The 13,382-nt window shown below is 64.5% G+C and carries 9 protein-coding genes and 1 pseudogene; all 10 read right to left on the reverse strand.

Going from position 1 to position 13,382, the window contains the following annotated elements; all coding sequences use genetic code 11:
- Positions 1 to 343: 343 nt before the first annotated feature.
- The 10 genes and pseudogenes from ligA to murB all read right to left on the reverse strand — a co-directional run bounded on the left by ligA (position 344) and on the right by murB (position 13,327).
- Complete coding sequence (gene ligA / locus JQ574_RS21245; protein WP_212211572.1) at positions 344 to 2,497, reverse strand: NAD-dependent DNA ligase LigA; 2,154 nt, start codon at positions 2,495 to 2,497, stop codon at positions 344 to 346.
- Between the two features lie 15 nt (positions 2,498 to 2,512).
- Entirely contained in the window at positions 2,513 to 4,186 is a 1,674-nt protein-coding gene (gene recN, locus JQ574_RS21250) for a DNA repair protein RecN (RefSeq protein ID WP_212211573.1), read from the reverse strand.
- 112 nt (positions 4,187 to 4,298) lie between these two features.
- Entirely contained in the window at positions 4,299 to 5,198 is a 900-nt protein-coding gene (locus JQ574_RS21255; protein ID WP_212383824.1) for an outer membrane protein assembly factor BamD, read from the reverse strand.
- 346 nt (positions 5,199 to 5,544) lie between these two features.
- The gene (lpxC, locus tag JQ574_RS21260; protein WP_212211575.1) at positions 5,545 to 6,498 is read right to left on the reverse strand and encodes a UDP-3-O-acyl-N-acetylglucosamine deacetylase; all 954 of its coding nucleotides are present in this window, start codon (positions 6,496 to 6,498) and stop codon (positions 5,545 to 5,547) included.
- Positions 6,499 to 6,849: 351 nt separating this feature from the next.
- On the reverse strand, positions 6,850 to 8,643 hold the full coding sequence (ftsZ, locus tag JQ574_RS21265) for a cell division protein FtsZ (protein WP_212211576.1): 1,794 nt from the start codon (positions 8,641 to 8,643) through the stop codon (positions 6,850 to 6,852).
- A 108-nt stretch (positions 8,644 to 8,751) separates the two neighbouring features.
- Positions 8,752 to 10,074: a cell division protein FtsA gene (gene ftsA, locus JQ574_RS21270; RefSeq protein WP_211997380.1), complete on the reverse strand. Its 1,323-nt coding sequence runs from the start codon at positions 10,072 to 10,074 to the stop codon at positions 8,752 to 8,754.
- Positions 10,071 to 11,060 carry a cell division protein FtsQ/DivIB gene (locus JQ574_RS21275; RefSeq protein WP_212211578.1) on the reverse strand — a complete coding sequence of 330 codons (990 nt, stop codon included), beginning with the start codon at positions 11,058 to 11,060 and terminating at the stop codon, positions 10,071 to 10,073. Before JQ574_RS21275 ends, ftsA begins: the two co-directional genes overlap by 4 nt.
- Positions 11,000 to 11,334 (reverse strand): annotated as a pseudogene (locus JQ574_RS35210) (D-alanine--D-alanine ligase); the annotation flags it as partial. The gene JQ574_RS21275 and the pseudogene JQ574_RS35210, both read right to left, overlap by 61 nt.
- Positions 11,335 to 11,411: 77 nt before the next feature.
- Complete coding sequence (locus tag JQ574_RS21280) at positions 11,412 to 12,404, reverse strand: D-alanine--D-alanine ligase (protein ID WP_212383825.1); 993 nt, start codon at positions 12,402 to 12,404, stop codon at positions 11,412 to 11,414.
- Entirely contained in the window at positions 12,404 to 13,327 is a 924-nt protein-coding gene (gene murB / locus JQ574_RS21285; protein WP_212211583.1) for a UDP-N-acetylmuramate dehydrogenase, read from the reverse strand. The genes JQ574_RS21280 and murB overlap by 1 nt, the downstream gene beginning before the upstream one ends.
- Positions 13,328 to 13,382: the final 55 nt, after the last annotated feature.

Below are 13,382 nucleotides of genomic sequence, written 5' to 3' on the forward strand. Positions count from 1 at the left end.
AAACCAGCGTCCACCGCAACCCGCCCAACGTCCGTGACGACGGCCGACGCCCTTCTGAGTAGGACGGGATGGCGATAGATGCGCACTGATTTGGGTCGGCCAACAACAGAAATATTTTTGATTTACGGAAATTTTCCGCTTGACACGATTTCCGCAAATCAGAACTGATTTGCCCGTCGGGTCGTTTTGTCGCATCTCAGTCCGTCATTGCGAGCCAACGGGTCGCGCGAATGCGCGCCCGATGACAGGCTCCGCGAAGCAATCCATTCCCCGGCTGGGCGCGCCATGGCTTGCTTCGCTGCGCTCGCAATGACGCGGAGAGGACGACGTCCAAATCAAGCTGTCATTCCCCGATCAGCGCCAGCCACTCGTCTTCCGTCAGCACGGCCACGCCCAGCTCACGCGCTTTTGTCAGCTTCGACCCGGCATCCTCGCCGGCGACGACATAGTCCGTCTTCTTCGACACCGAGCCCGCGACCTTGGCGCCGAGCCGTTCCGCCACCGCCTTGGCTTCGTCGCGGGTGAATTTGGTCAGCGAGCCCGTGAACACCACGGTCTTGTCCGAGACCGGCGAGCTCTTGCGCGGCCGCTCGGCCGCCTTCACCTCGATCTCGCCCAGGAGTTCGCCGAGCGCCTTCACATTGCGCGGTTCGGCAAAGAACTCGACAACAGCTTCAGCTACGATTTCGCCGATACCGCCGATATTGTTGAGGTCCTGATAGGCCTCGGTGGTGTTCTCGTCATCCTTCGTGCCCTTGGCGGCCGCCAGCATCGCCTCGCGAAAATGATCGATCGTGTGGTAATGCCGCGCCAGCAATTTGGCATTACCCTCGCCGACATGGCGAATACCGAGCGCGAAGATCAGGCGATGCAGATCGATGCTGCGGCGGGCGTCGATCGCGTTGAACAGATTGCGCACCGAGGTCTCGCCATAGCCCTCGCGTTGCATCAGCTTGCTGGTGGAGCGGGCGTCGCGCTTCTGCAGCGTGAAGATGTCGACCGGCGACATCACGAGGCCCTCCTCGTAAAACTCCTGGATCTGCTTGTCGCCGAGGCCGTCGATATCGAACGCCAGCCGTGAGACGAAATGCTTCAGCCGCTCTGTCGCCTGCGCCGGGCAGATCAGGGCGCCGGTGCAGCGCCGCACGGCCTCATCTTCCTCGCGTACCGCATGGCTGCCGCACACCGGACAAACGTCCGGAAACTTGTACGGTTTTGCGTTCTTCGGCCGCTTGTCCATGACGACGCTGACGACCTGCGGGATCACGTCGCCGGCGCGCTGAACGACGACGGTGTCGCCAATGCGCAGGTCGACGCCGTCGCGGATCGGGTTGCCGTCGTTGCCGATGCCCTTGATGTAATCCTCATTGTGCAGCGTCGCGTTGGAAACAACGACACCGCCGACCGTGACCGGCTCGAGCCGCGCCACCGGGGTCAGCGCGCCGGTGCGGCCGACCTGGATGTCGATGCCGTTGAGGATCGTGGTCGCCTGCTCGGCCGCGAATTTGTGCGCGATCGCCCAGCGCGGGCTGCGCGACACGAAGCCGAGGCGATCCTGCCAGTCGAGCCGGTCGACCTTGTAGACCACGCCGTCGATATCGTAACCGAGCGTGGCGCGCTCCTCGCCGATCCTGCTGTAGAATTTGAGAACGTCATCGACATTCTTGCAAAGCTCGGTCCGCGGGTTGACGACAAAGCCGGCTTTGTCCATCCACTCCAGCATGCCGTGCTGCGTGTCGGCCGGCCGCTCGCTCATCTCACCCCAGGTATAGGCAAAGAATTTCAGCGGCCGCGACGCGGTGATCGAAACATCCTTCTGGCGCAGCGAGCCCGCCGCCGAATTGCGTGGATTGGCGAACACCGTGTCCTCGGCTTCCGCCTGCTTCTTGTTCAGCTCGAGAAAATCCTTCTTGAGCATGTAGACTTCGCCGCGCATTTCGCAGGCCGCCGGAATGTTGCGGCCCTTCAGGGTGTGCGGGATATCCTTGATGGTGCGGACATTGGCGGTGACGTCCTCGCCCGTAAAACCGTCGCCGCGGGTGGCGGCGCGGACCAGTTCGCCGTCCTCGTAGCGCAGCGACAGCGACAGGCCGTCGATCTTCGGCTCGGCGACCAGCGCCGGAATATGGTCGGCATCGAGCTTGAGAAAGCGCCTTATGCGATCGACGAATTCGGTGACGTCCTCGTCGCTGAAGGCGTTGCCGAGCGACAGCATGGGAACGGCGTGCTGCACTTTTGCGAACCCGCGCGCCGGTGCGGCGCCGACCTTTTGCGTCGGCGAATCCTTGCTGACGAGATCGGGAAACTTCGCCTCGATCGCAACCAGCCGCTGACGCAGCGCGTCGTAAGCCGCATCCGACACGGTCGGCGCGTCCTTCTGGTAGTAGCGCTCGTTATGGGCCTCGATCTCCAGCGAAAGCCTGACATGCTCGATCTTCGCCTGGGCCTTGGTGAGCTTGGCGACGTCAACGAGCGGCTTCTTTGCTTTTACAGCCATCGCACCACGCCGCCTTCACGCCGTCGCCGCGCGCAGCAGCCGGTCGGCGGCGGCGCGGGCTTCCGCGGTGATCTCCGCGCCGGCCAGCATCCGCGCGATTTCCTCGCGGCGGTGGTCGGCGGCGAGTGCGTTGACGCGGGTGGCGACGCGCTTGCCCTTGTCCATCGCATCCTTGGAAATCAACAAATGATGGCTGGCGCGGGCGGCGACCTGCGGCGCGTGCGTCACCGCCATCACCTGGACCTTGCCGGCAAGCCGCGCCAGGCGGGCACCGATCGCGTCCGCGACCGCACCGCCGACGCCGGTATCGATTTCGTCGAACACCAGCGTGGGCGCCGAGCCGCGATCGGACAGCACCACCTTGAGCGCCAGCAAAAAGCGCGACAGCTCGCCGCCGGAGGCGACCTTCATCATCGGCCCCGGTTTGGTGCCGGGATTGGTCTGGACCCAGAACTCGACGCGGTCGATGCCCTGCGGGCCCGGTGAATTGGCGTCGGTTTCGACCTGCGCCATGAATTTGGCGCGCTCGAGTTTCAGCGGCGCCAGTTCGGCGTTGACGGCCTTGTTGAGCTTTTCCGACGATTTGGTGCGGGCGGCGGAGAGTTTGGTTGCTGCCGCGGCATAGCGCTTGTCGGCTTCATCGGCGGCGGCTTCCAGCTTCTTCAGTTGGTCCGCGCCGGCATCGATCAGCGCGACGTCGGAGGCATATTTCGCGGCCAGCGCGGCCAACCCCTCGACCGGTGTCGAATATTTGCGCGATGCGGCGCGGAGCGCGAACAGGCGCTCCTCGATCCGCTCCAGCTCGGCCGGATCGAAATCGGCGGCAATCAGCGCGGCGCTGAGATGCTGATCGGCCTCCTCCAGCGCGTTGATCGCGATATCGATCGCCTTGACCGCGGGCTCGACCAGCGACGGCGAATTGGCGGCACGGCGTTCCAGCCGCCGCACCGCGGCCGCCAGCGCCGGCACCGGCGAATGGTTGCCGCCGACGGCCTCCTGCGCCTCGCGCAGGTCGCTGGCGATCTTTTCGCCCTGCATCATCGTGGTGCGGCGTTCGGCGAGCTCGGTTTCCTCGCCTTCCCTGGGCCGCAGCGCCTTCAATTCGTCGGAGGCGTGGCGGAGGTAATCGGCTTCGCGGGCGGCGCGCTCCATGCCGGCGCGGTGCGCGTCGAGCGCATTGTCGGCGGTGCGCCTGAGATCCCACAGCACCTCCAGCGCGGCGACGTCTTTTTCGAGCCCAGCGAAGGCGTCGAGCAGCTGCCGGTGGGTCGAGGCGTCGACCAGCGCGCGTTCGTCGTGCTGGCCGTGGATCTCGACCAGCGCGGCACCGACGGCTTTGAGCGTCTGCACGCTGATCGACTGGTCGTTGATGAAGGCGCGGGTGCGCCCGTCGGCGAGCTGCACGCGGCGCAGGATCATCTCGCCGGTGTCATCGAGACCGTTTTCGGAAAGGATCTTTGCGGCCGGATGGCCCTTGGGCACATCGAAGGTGGCGGTGACCTGGCCCTGCTCCACGCCATGGCGGACCAGCCCGGCGTCGCCGCGGCCGCCGAGCGCCAGCGCGAAAGCATCGAGCAGGATGGATTTGCCCGCGCCGGTTTCACCGGTCAGCACCGCGAGGCCACGGGAAAACTCGATATCGAGCCGTTCGATCAGGACGATGTCACGGATCGACAGACGCGCCAGCATGCGAACTAAATTCCCATAGCGTTTTCACGCGAAGTGGGTACCGGTTCGCATGAAGAAAACGCGTCGAATCAAAGACTAGAGCCCGGTTCTGATTTAATCAGAACCGATGGCTCTAGCCGAGACCCATCTTCTTGAAGGCCCTGGAAATATAGGACCCCTGATTCTCGCTCGGCTCGAGACCGCCGGACTTTACTAGATTATAGGCGTCCTTGTACCAGCGGCTGTCAGGAAAATTGTGCCCAAGGACGGCGGCGGCGGTCTGCGCCTCGCCGACGATGCCGATCGCTATGTAGCCCTCGGTGAGGCGAAACAGCGCTTCCTCGACATGGCGGGTGGTCTGATAGCGGGTGACCACGGTCTTGAAGCGGTTGATCGCCGCGGTGTAGTCGCGCTTTTTCATGTAATAGCGGCCGACATCCATCTCCTTGCCGGCAAGCTGGTCACGCCCGCCTTCGAGCTTGGCCTTGGCGCTGGTGGCGTATTCCGAGGTCGGATATTTGCGAATCACCTCTTCGAGCGCGGCGATCGCCTTTTCGGTGCGCCCCTGATCGCGCGAAATATCCGGGATCTGGTCATAATGCGAAGCGGCGATCAGGTATTGCGCGTAGGCGGCGTCGGGGCTGCCCGGATGCAGCGTGACGTAACGGGTCGCCGCGCCAATGCAGCCGTCATAGTCGCCGGCTGAGTAGAACGAGTATGCCGACATCAGCAGCGATTTGCGCGCATAGTCGGAATAGGGATGCTGCCGGTCGACCTCTTCGAATTTCTTCGTCGCCGCCTTCGCATCCTTGCGCTGGTTCATCAGGTACAAGCCCTCATTGTAGAGCTTGTCCGCGGGCTCCTCGATGAAGGTGTCGTCCTTGGCGGTAAACTTGTCCCACAGCGAACCGGTGCCGCATCCGCTCAAGGGGACGGCCAGCGCGATCAGGCCCGCCGCCAGCCGGAGCGACCGGGCTGCCTGATGAAGGCCGGAAAGTTTGCGTGATTCGAGCGTCATACGCTGTGCCGACATGGAATGTGAGACCTGACGCCTTTAACGCAGTTGGTAGCTACGCAGTTGGTAGCGGTGCGGTTGGTGGTTGAGCCCGTCCATCCATGAACCGCGATCATGAACGCAATATTCCCCGTGCCCCAATATCCCGTAGCGCCAACATTTGCAGCGCCCCGTCTTGCAACCGCGGGCCTATCTAGCCGAAAAATGGTCCTTAACCAACCGAATACGCAGGCATTTCGCCCGGATTAAGGCGGCAGGACATCATCGTTACCAATTGTGGTTACTACGGAAATCGGGATGGAAGCCGGAAAGCCGGCTTCAGGACGTTTCGAAATCGAAAGTCAGGACATTTCGAAAACGAAAGTCAGGACACGTCCGGGCCATAGGCCGGGGCGACCATACCGCCGACCATGCCGGCGCCGGCTTCGACGCGGGGGCGGCGTGCCGGTTCGGCCTCGACCACCCGCCAGGCGCTGCGATCGGCCATCAGGGCCGTCAGCACCGCGTGGTTGAGCTTGTGGCCGCCACGGGACGATCGGTAGGCGCCGAGCAGCGGCAGGCCGGCCAGCGCGAGATCGCCGATCACGTCCAGCACCTTGTGGCGGGCGCATTCGTCGCTGTAGCGCAGGCCTTCGGTGTTGAGCAGACGGGTCTCGTCGAACACCACCGAATTCTCAAAAGACGCGCCGAGCGCGAAACCGGCGCTCCAGAGCCGCGCCACGTCATTCATGCAGCCGAAGGTCCGGGCGCGGGAAATCTCGCGGCGGAAGCTTTCGGGGTTCAGATCGAGCGAATAGCTCTGGCGGCCGATCACCGGATTGGCGAAGTCGATCTCGACCTCGGCGCGGAAACCGTTGGCGTGGGGGCGCAGCTCGCCAAAGGAATCACCGAGCGAGACCTGCACCGGCTTCAGCACCTGGATGAAGCGGCGCGCGGCGGATTGCGTCACGATGCCTGCCTGATCGATGGCGGCAACGAAGGCAGCCGCGCTGCCGTCCATGATCGGAACTTCCGGGCCGTCGACTTCGATGGTGGCGTTATCGACACCCATGCCCCGCAGCGCAGCAAGCACATGCTCGGCGGTGGAAACCAGCGGGCCCTGGCGGTCGCCGAGTACGGTCGCAAAGTCGGTGGCAATCACGGATTCCGCGATCGCGGGAACTTCGCGGTCGGCATCGTCAAGACCGGTGCGGACAAAAATAAAACCTGCGTCGACAGGCGCAGGTCCGATGGTCAGATTTACCGGTATACCGGAATGAACGCCGACACCTGTCACGGTGGCTTGCGACCGAAGCGTTGTCTGACGGCTGAACTTCATTCGATAATCGCCCACTACCGACTTTACCAAAAGACAGGAACTGTTCGCTTTCGCGCCGAATCTGCTTCCGGTATCCCCAAGTCACGGCAGACCATAGTCACTGCCCCCTCGCGCACAACTCACGCTTTTTTACCGATTGTTACCCTATCTCTGCCGCATTCACGCCAAGGCTTAACCAAATTCCGGCGCGGTCCGGCCTCGTTCCGATGGCCGCATCAGATCACGTAATTCATAATTAATCATTTAATATCAGTGGCTTGATGACAAAGCTGTGACGCCTCGCACGGCTAAGAAAAAGGCCCCGGCTGGTTCCGCCGGGGCCTTTTGGGTTGCCTGAATTGTAACAAAACCTCAGTTGGACTGCCGCCGGAGGAAGGCCGGGATATCAAGATGGTCGTCGCCCTGTGGCGCGGCTGCAACAGGTGCGGGGCGACCATGGACGTCCAGACCCTGCGGCGCCGGACGGCGGGCATACTCCGATACCGGCTCGTTACCCATCTGCTGAGCGACGGAACGCTGCGGCTTGCGCTCGGGGAGCGGCGCCATCGCCGGACCGGAGGCGCGGGCCGCGATCGGCGGCTCGCTCTCTTCGTCGCGGCGGCCGAGGCCGACATTGGCCAGGCGCTGCAGCAGCGACAACCGGGTCTTCTGCGGATGCTCTTCTTCCTGCTCGCCGCGGGCCTGCCGGATTTCGGCCTGGGCCGGCATCGGAAGGTCCTCGAACTTGGGCATCCGCGGGCTGCGGGCGGGCGGACGTTCGGCCGCCTGCGGGATGAAGGTCTCCGGCAGCATAGCCTGCGCTTCCGGCTCGGCGCGGGCCGCCTCGTTATGATCGGGGAACAGCGTCGGCTTCTGGGCAATCGGGCGAACCGTGACGTCGCCATAGGAGCCGGGCTGCAACGGCGCCTGGGCCTGCGGCACTTCCGGGGCGACGGCCGCGGCAATGGCGGCGAGCGCGGCACGCTCGACGCTGTTGGACGCGCGCTGCTGCGGGGCGGCGGCGGGAACCGGGGGTGGCGCGGCCTGCTGGGCGGGCGCCTCGAGCTTCTGGGCGCGGTCCGCAAGGCGCTGGTTGTCAGCACGCAGCCGTGCGGTGAGATCGGCCAGACGGGTGTCCGGCGTCGAGGCGGGCGCGTTGGTCACGACAGCGGCGGGCGCTGCCGCGTTGCGCGCGATCAGCGCCTGCTCGATGCCGGTGGCGACGACGGAGACGCGGATGACGCCGTCGAGGTTTTCGTCGAAGGTCGCGCCGACGATGATGTTGGCGTCCTGGTCGACTTCCTCGCGGATGCGGGTGGCGGCTTCGTCGACTTCGAACAGGGTCAGGTCCTTGCCGCCGGTGATCGAGATCAACAGGCCGCGGGCACCCTTCATCGACGAGTCGTCGATCAGCGGATTGGCGATCGCAGCTTCGGCCGCGGTCAGCGCGCGCTTCTCGCCGGTGGCTTCGCCGGTGCCCATCATCGCCTTGCCCATTTCCCGCATCACGGCGCGGACGTCGGCGAAGTCGAGGTTGATGAGGCCTTCCTTGACCATCAGGTCGGTGATGCAGGCGACGCCCGAGTAGAGCACCTGGTCAGCCATCGCGAAGGCGTCGGCGAAGGTGGTCTTTTCGTTGGCGACCCGGAACAGGTTCTGGTTCGGGATGATCAGGAGCGTGTCGACCACCTTGTGCAGCTCGGAAATGCCCGATTCGGCGGTGCGCATGCGGCGCTGGCCTTCGAAGTGGAACGGCTTTGTCACCACGCCGACGGTGAGGATGCCCATCTCGCGCGCGGTCTTGGCGATCACGGGGGCTGCACCGGTGCCGGTACCGCCGCCCATGCCGGCGGTGACGAACACCATGTTGGCGCCGGTCAGATGATCGCGAAGCTCGTCGATGACCTCTTGCGCGGCGGCCGCACCGACATCGGGCTGCGATCCGGCACCCAGGCCCTGGGTCACTTGCGTGCCCATCTGCACGATGCGCTGGGCCTTGGACATGGTGAGCGCCTGCGCATCGGTATTGGCGACGACGAAATCGACGCCCTGCAACCCGGCAGTGATCATGTTGTTGACGGCATTGCCGCCTGCTCCACCGACGCCGAAGACGGTGATCCGCGGTTTCAGCTCGCTGATGTCAGGGGGTGTCAGATTGAGTGCCATGGTTGCCTCTCGATTATTACGCGCGCGTTGGTTCGCCCCGGCCGACGGCCGCGGGAGTGGGTGCAGGAGTTGGTGAATGTGAATGTCGTTTGGTATGAAAACCGGTCATCAGAAGCCCTCTCGCAGCCATCGTCCGACCCTTCCGAAATAGCCGTCAGTCCCTGTCCTGAGCTGCCGCGTATGCCGCGGTTCGACGTGTTCGAGGTGTGCGTATTGCGGATAGACCAGGAGACCCGCCGGCACCGCGAACGAGGCGCTCTTGGCCTCATTGGGCAGCCGGCCGAAGCCGAGCGGGCGGCCGATCCGGACCGGCCGGTTGAGAATACGGGTGGCAAGCTCGACGGTACCGGTGAGCTGGGACGCGCCGCCGCTCAGGACAACCCGCGCCCGCGGCTCTGCCGCAAAGGGGGAATCCGCGAGCCGGTCCCGGACCATTTCAAAGATCTCCTCGGCGCGATGCCGGACGATGTTCGCGATCGTGGCGCGCGAGACGATCTGCGGCGCATCGCGCTCGTCATCGCCTGCGGTGGGTACGGACATCAACTCGCGCGCGTCTGACCCGCCGGTCAGCACGGTGCCGTATAAGGTCTTGATTCGCTCGGCATCCGCAATGCATGCGCCGACGCCGCGTGCAAGATCCATCGTCATGTGTTGCCCGCCGACCGCAAAGCCGGAGGCGTGCACAAAGCGTCCGGCCGAATAGGTCGCGATCGTGGTCGATCCGGCGCCCATCTCGACCACGGCGGCGCCGATGTCGGCTTCATCGTCGGTGAGGACCGAAAGGCCCGCCACATAAGGACTTGCGGCCATGGCCTCGACGTTGAGATGGCAGCGCTCGACCACCAGCATCAGGTTCTTGGCCACCGTGGCATCCGCCGTCACGACGTTCATGTCGACGCCGAACTGCCGCGCCACCATGCCGCGGGGATCGCGGATGCCCTTGACGCCATCCAGCGTGTAGCTGACCGGCAGCGCGTGCAGCACGGTGCGGCCTTCGCCGGTGGCGTGGCGCATGCCGGTGGACGTCACGCGGGTGACATCGTCAGAGGTGACCGAGCCGCCCCTGATATCTGCGGCGGCTTCGACCAGCTGGCCCTGCAGCCGGCCGCCAGAGACCGACAGCAAAACGGATTCGACGCGGACCTTGGCCATGCGTTCGGCCAGCGCCACCGCCTGGCGCACGGCCTGTTCGCATTCGGCCAGATCGACCACCGCGCCGGCCTTGACGCCGCGCGACTGGATCTGGCTGTAACCGATCAGCTCGACCGCGTGGCTGCGGCCGCGCAGGGCCTCGTTCGGCGGCGACGGCTTCAGCCGCGCGATCATGCAGGCGATCTTGCTGGTGCCGATGTCGAGCGAGGCCACCAGCGCGGTGCGCTTCTGCGCCATCGGCCGCGTCTTCGGGGTCTGGTTGCGATCGAGGCCGGTCATGCTGCGTCACCGGCTTTTTTCTTGGGCTTCTTGTCCTTGAACAGTTCCTCGCGGGCCTTCGCCGCGTCTTCGGACAACAGCACCGTCAACCGGTCCGGCAGGCGCATGTCGACCGCGACGATGTCGCGGGAGAACAGCCTGTCCTCCTTGTCGAGCTTGCTCAGCAGCGCCAGCGCATTGCCGACGTCGTGTTCCGGCAGGCGGATATCGAGACCGTCCTTGAGGCGCAGGTTCCAGCGCCGCTCGCCGACATAGATCGCAGCCTTGGTCACGCTGCGGACCTGCGGATAGCGATCCAGCAGCGCCAGGAAGTCCCGCGCCTTCTCGGCGGCGCCCTTGCCCACCACCAGCGGCAGCGAGATGAAGCGCCGCGACATATAGGGTTCGAGCACCGCGCCATCCTCGGCGATGACGGACAGCCGGCCGTCCTGCTGCCACAACGCGAACGCGGTACGCTCGACGATGTCGATCTGCAGCCGGCCGGGATAAAGCTTCAGAATCGCGGCGTCCGATATCCAGGGATTGGTCTTGAGCTTGTCGCGCACGGTGGCGGCATCGAGGAACAGCAGCGAGGAGCGGCCGTTGACGCCGCCGATCGCGAGCACTTCATCTTGGCTCAGCTGCTTGCGGCCGTTGATGGCCACCTCGGTGATGCGGAAGCCGGCCGAATTCGCCAGCGCGTTGCGGGTATCGCTGAGCGCACCGACGAACTCGTCGACATGGCCGCCCTTGACGACACCAAGCGAGGCGCTGCCGAGCAGCATCAGCACGGTCAGGGCGACGCCGGCACGGTTCGGCAGGTAACGTTCGAGCCACAGGATCAGGCGGTTCGGCGGTTCGCGGTCGATCACCCGCTTCGCCCGCACGCGGGCGCGCAGGCCCAGCCGCTCGCGCAACAGCACGACCGCTCCGATGGCGGCGGCTTTCAGGTCAGCTTGGGGCCCCAGCGATCGCAGCGATCGAGCGAGGCGTCCTGCACCATCCATTGCACGAGCTCGTCAAAAAGTTGTTCCCGCAAAAAGGCTTGCGGGCTCTGGCGCACGTGATGTCTCGGTGATGCCGGGCTGGGCTCAAGACCTCGGTTGTGAGGAGGCCATTTTTCCCTCGATGCGATCGTCGAAGCGGAAATCCGCAACAGCTTACGCCCCGGCAGCCAAGCGCCACATGCGCCGCCAGCGTTAACCTTCGGACTTCCTGGTAAACAAAGGGTAAATGTGACCGGTCAGGGGCGTGTTTTGCGCAGCCTTGTGAGTAGTTTGCCGGGCATTGGTTAGGATTTTAGTAATATTTCATCCGGACCGGGCGGGTTCCCTCAACCAGCACGTTAACCCGGCGAATCACCCCCGCCTCTGAAGGCGTTGCTCGGCCAGTACGACCTGGTCGCGCAGGAAATCGGAAAAATCGATTCCCTGGGCCTTCAGCGCCTTCGGATACAGCGAGGCGGCGGTCAGTCCCGGCAAAGTGTTGGTTTCGAGATAGACCAGCCCCTTGGCCGAGACGATGAAATCGCTCCGGGAATAGCCGCTGCAGGACAGTGCTCGGTGCGCCCGGTGCGCCTGGTCCATCAGGTCGGCAGTAATCGCGGGCGAAAACCGGCCCGGGCAGATCTCCTGGGTCGATTTGAGCAGGTATTTTGCCGTGTAATCGAACGCGCCCTCGCCCGGGATGATTTCGACCGGCGGCAGCGGCATGATGGTGCCGTCGGATCGCTCCAACACGCCGCAGGTGGCTTCGACGCCGGAAACGAATGCCTCGATCAGATATTCCTCGGATTTGGCGGCGTTGCGGACCGCGACGAGGTCCTGCTTGGCGTTGACGAAGATCAGGCCGTAGCTCGATCCGTCCCGCGCCGGCTTCGCAATCAGCTTGCCGTATTCGGCGAACGCGGCATCGATATCGTCGAGCGCGATGCCTACCGGCGTCTCCACGCCCGCAATCGCCGCAAAGCGCTTGGCCGCGGTCTTGTCGAAGGCCAGATTTGAAGACGCCGAGCCGGACCCGGTGAAGGGAATGCCGCGCATTTCGCACATCGCCTGCAGTTCGCCATTCTCCGCCCGGCCCCCGTGCAGGCCGAGCACCAGCACGCGATCTTCGGCTTTCGCTTTATCGAGCGCCGCTTCCAGCGCGATGCCGCGATTGCCCGGATCGAATTCGTCCTCGAACGGCCGCTGTTGATTGAGCAGGGCTTCCGACGTCACCTCGTGCACAGTGTCGGCGACGTGCCAGAACCACAGATCCGCCTCCGGCAAGGCACGATGCAGCGCCTGCGCGCTCGCTACCGAAACCAGCCGCTCCTTGTTGGTGCCGCCGAAGAGAATGGTAATCCGCATCAGCCTTGTCCGATTCCGATCCGCTTGATTTCCCAGTGTAACTCGATTCCGGAGTTTTCCTTAACCCGCGCACGCACGGTTTCACCCAGCGTTTCAATGTCATGCCCGGTCGCGTTGCCAGTGTTGATCAGGAAGTTGCAGTGCATTTCCGACACCTGCGCGCCGCCGACGCGCAAGCCGCGGCAGCCGGCGGCGTCGATCAGCTTCCAGGCGCTGTTGCCGGGCGGGTTCTTGAAGGTCGAACCGCCAGTCTTTTCGCGGATCGGCTGCGCGGTCTCGCGATGGGTCTGCACTTCCTCCATCCGCGCGCGAATGGTTTCAGGCGCGGCAATGGCGCCGCGGAAACGCGCCGAGGTGAAGATGATGGAAGGATCGACGCCGCTGTTGCGATAGACGAACTTCATGTCGGCATTGCTGAAGCTGTGCTTCGTGCCGTCGCGGCCGATGCCGGTGGCCTCGATCAGGACGTCCTTGGTCTCGCTACCATTGGCGCCGGCATTCATGCGCAGCGCGCCGCCGATCGTGCCGGGAATGCCAAACAGGAATTCCATGCCGCCGATATTGGCCGTCGCCGCGGTTTCCGCCACGCGCTTGTCGAGCGCGGCGGTGCCTGCGATCACGACGTCGCCCTCGGCACGCGTCTCGCCGAACGCGCGCGGCGACAACCGGATCACGACGCCGGGAATGCCGCCATCGCGCACGATCAGGTTGGAGCCGACGCCGACGACATAGACCGGCAATTCCTGCGGCAGTTTTTTCAGGAAGTACGCGAGATCATCTTCATCCGACGGCGTGAACAGCACCTGCGCCGGACCGCCGACGCGAAACCAGGTGAGTTCGGCGAGCGACTGATTCGCCAGCAGCCGCCCGCGCAAGTCGGGCATTGCGGTTTTGAGATCGGGGGTGATGTCGGGGAAGGTCAACGGAGTTCTCTCGGCTCGTCATGGCCGGGCTTGTCCCGACGATCACACAGTAAAG

Origin of the sequence: Bradyrhizobium sp. AUGA SZCCT0158 (genome assembly GCF_018130065.1) — a bacterium.
Classification (GTDB): domain Bacteria; phylum Pseudomonadota; class Alphaproteobacteria; order Rhizobiales; family Xanthobacteraceae; genus Bradyrhizobium.

Coding starts and splice junctions, on each gene's coding strand:
- ligA (WP_212211572.1), bottom strand. CDS start 2,497: ATGGCTGTAAAAGCAAAGAAGCCGCTCGTTGACGTCGCCAAGCTCACC.
- recN (WP_212211573.1), bottom strand. CDS start 4,186: ATGCTGGCGCGTCTGTCGATCCGTGACATCGTCCTGATCGAACGGCTC.
- JQ574_RS21255 (WP_212383824.1), bottom strand. CDS start 5,198: ATGTCGGCACAGCGTATGACGCTCGAATCACGCAAACTTTCCGGCCTT.
- lpxC (WP_212211575.1), bottom strand. CDS start 6,498: ATGAAGTTCAGCCGTCAGACAACGCTTCGGTCGCAAGCCACCGTGACA.
- ftsZ (WP_212211576.1), bottom strand. CDS start 8,643: ATGGCACTCAATCTGACACCCCCTGACATCAGCGAGCTGAAACCGCGG.
- ftsA (WP_211997380.1), bottom strand. CDS start 10,074: ATGACCGGCCTCGATCGCAACCAGACCCCGAAGACGCGGCCGATGGCG.
- JQ574_RS21275 (WP_212211578.1), bottom strand. CDS start 11,060: ATGGATGGTGCAGGACGCCTCGCTCGATCGCTGCGATCGCTGGGGCCC.
- JQ574_RS21280 (WP_212383825.1), bottom strand. CDS start 12,404: ATGCGGATTACCATTCTCTTCGGCGGCACCAACAAGGAGCGGCTGGTT.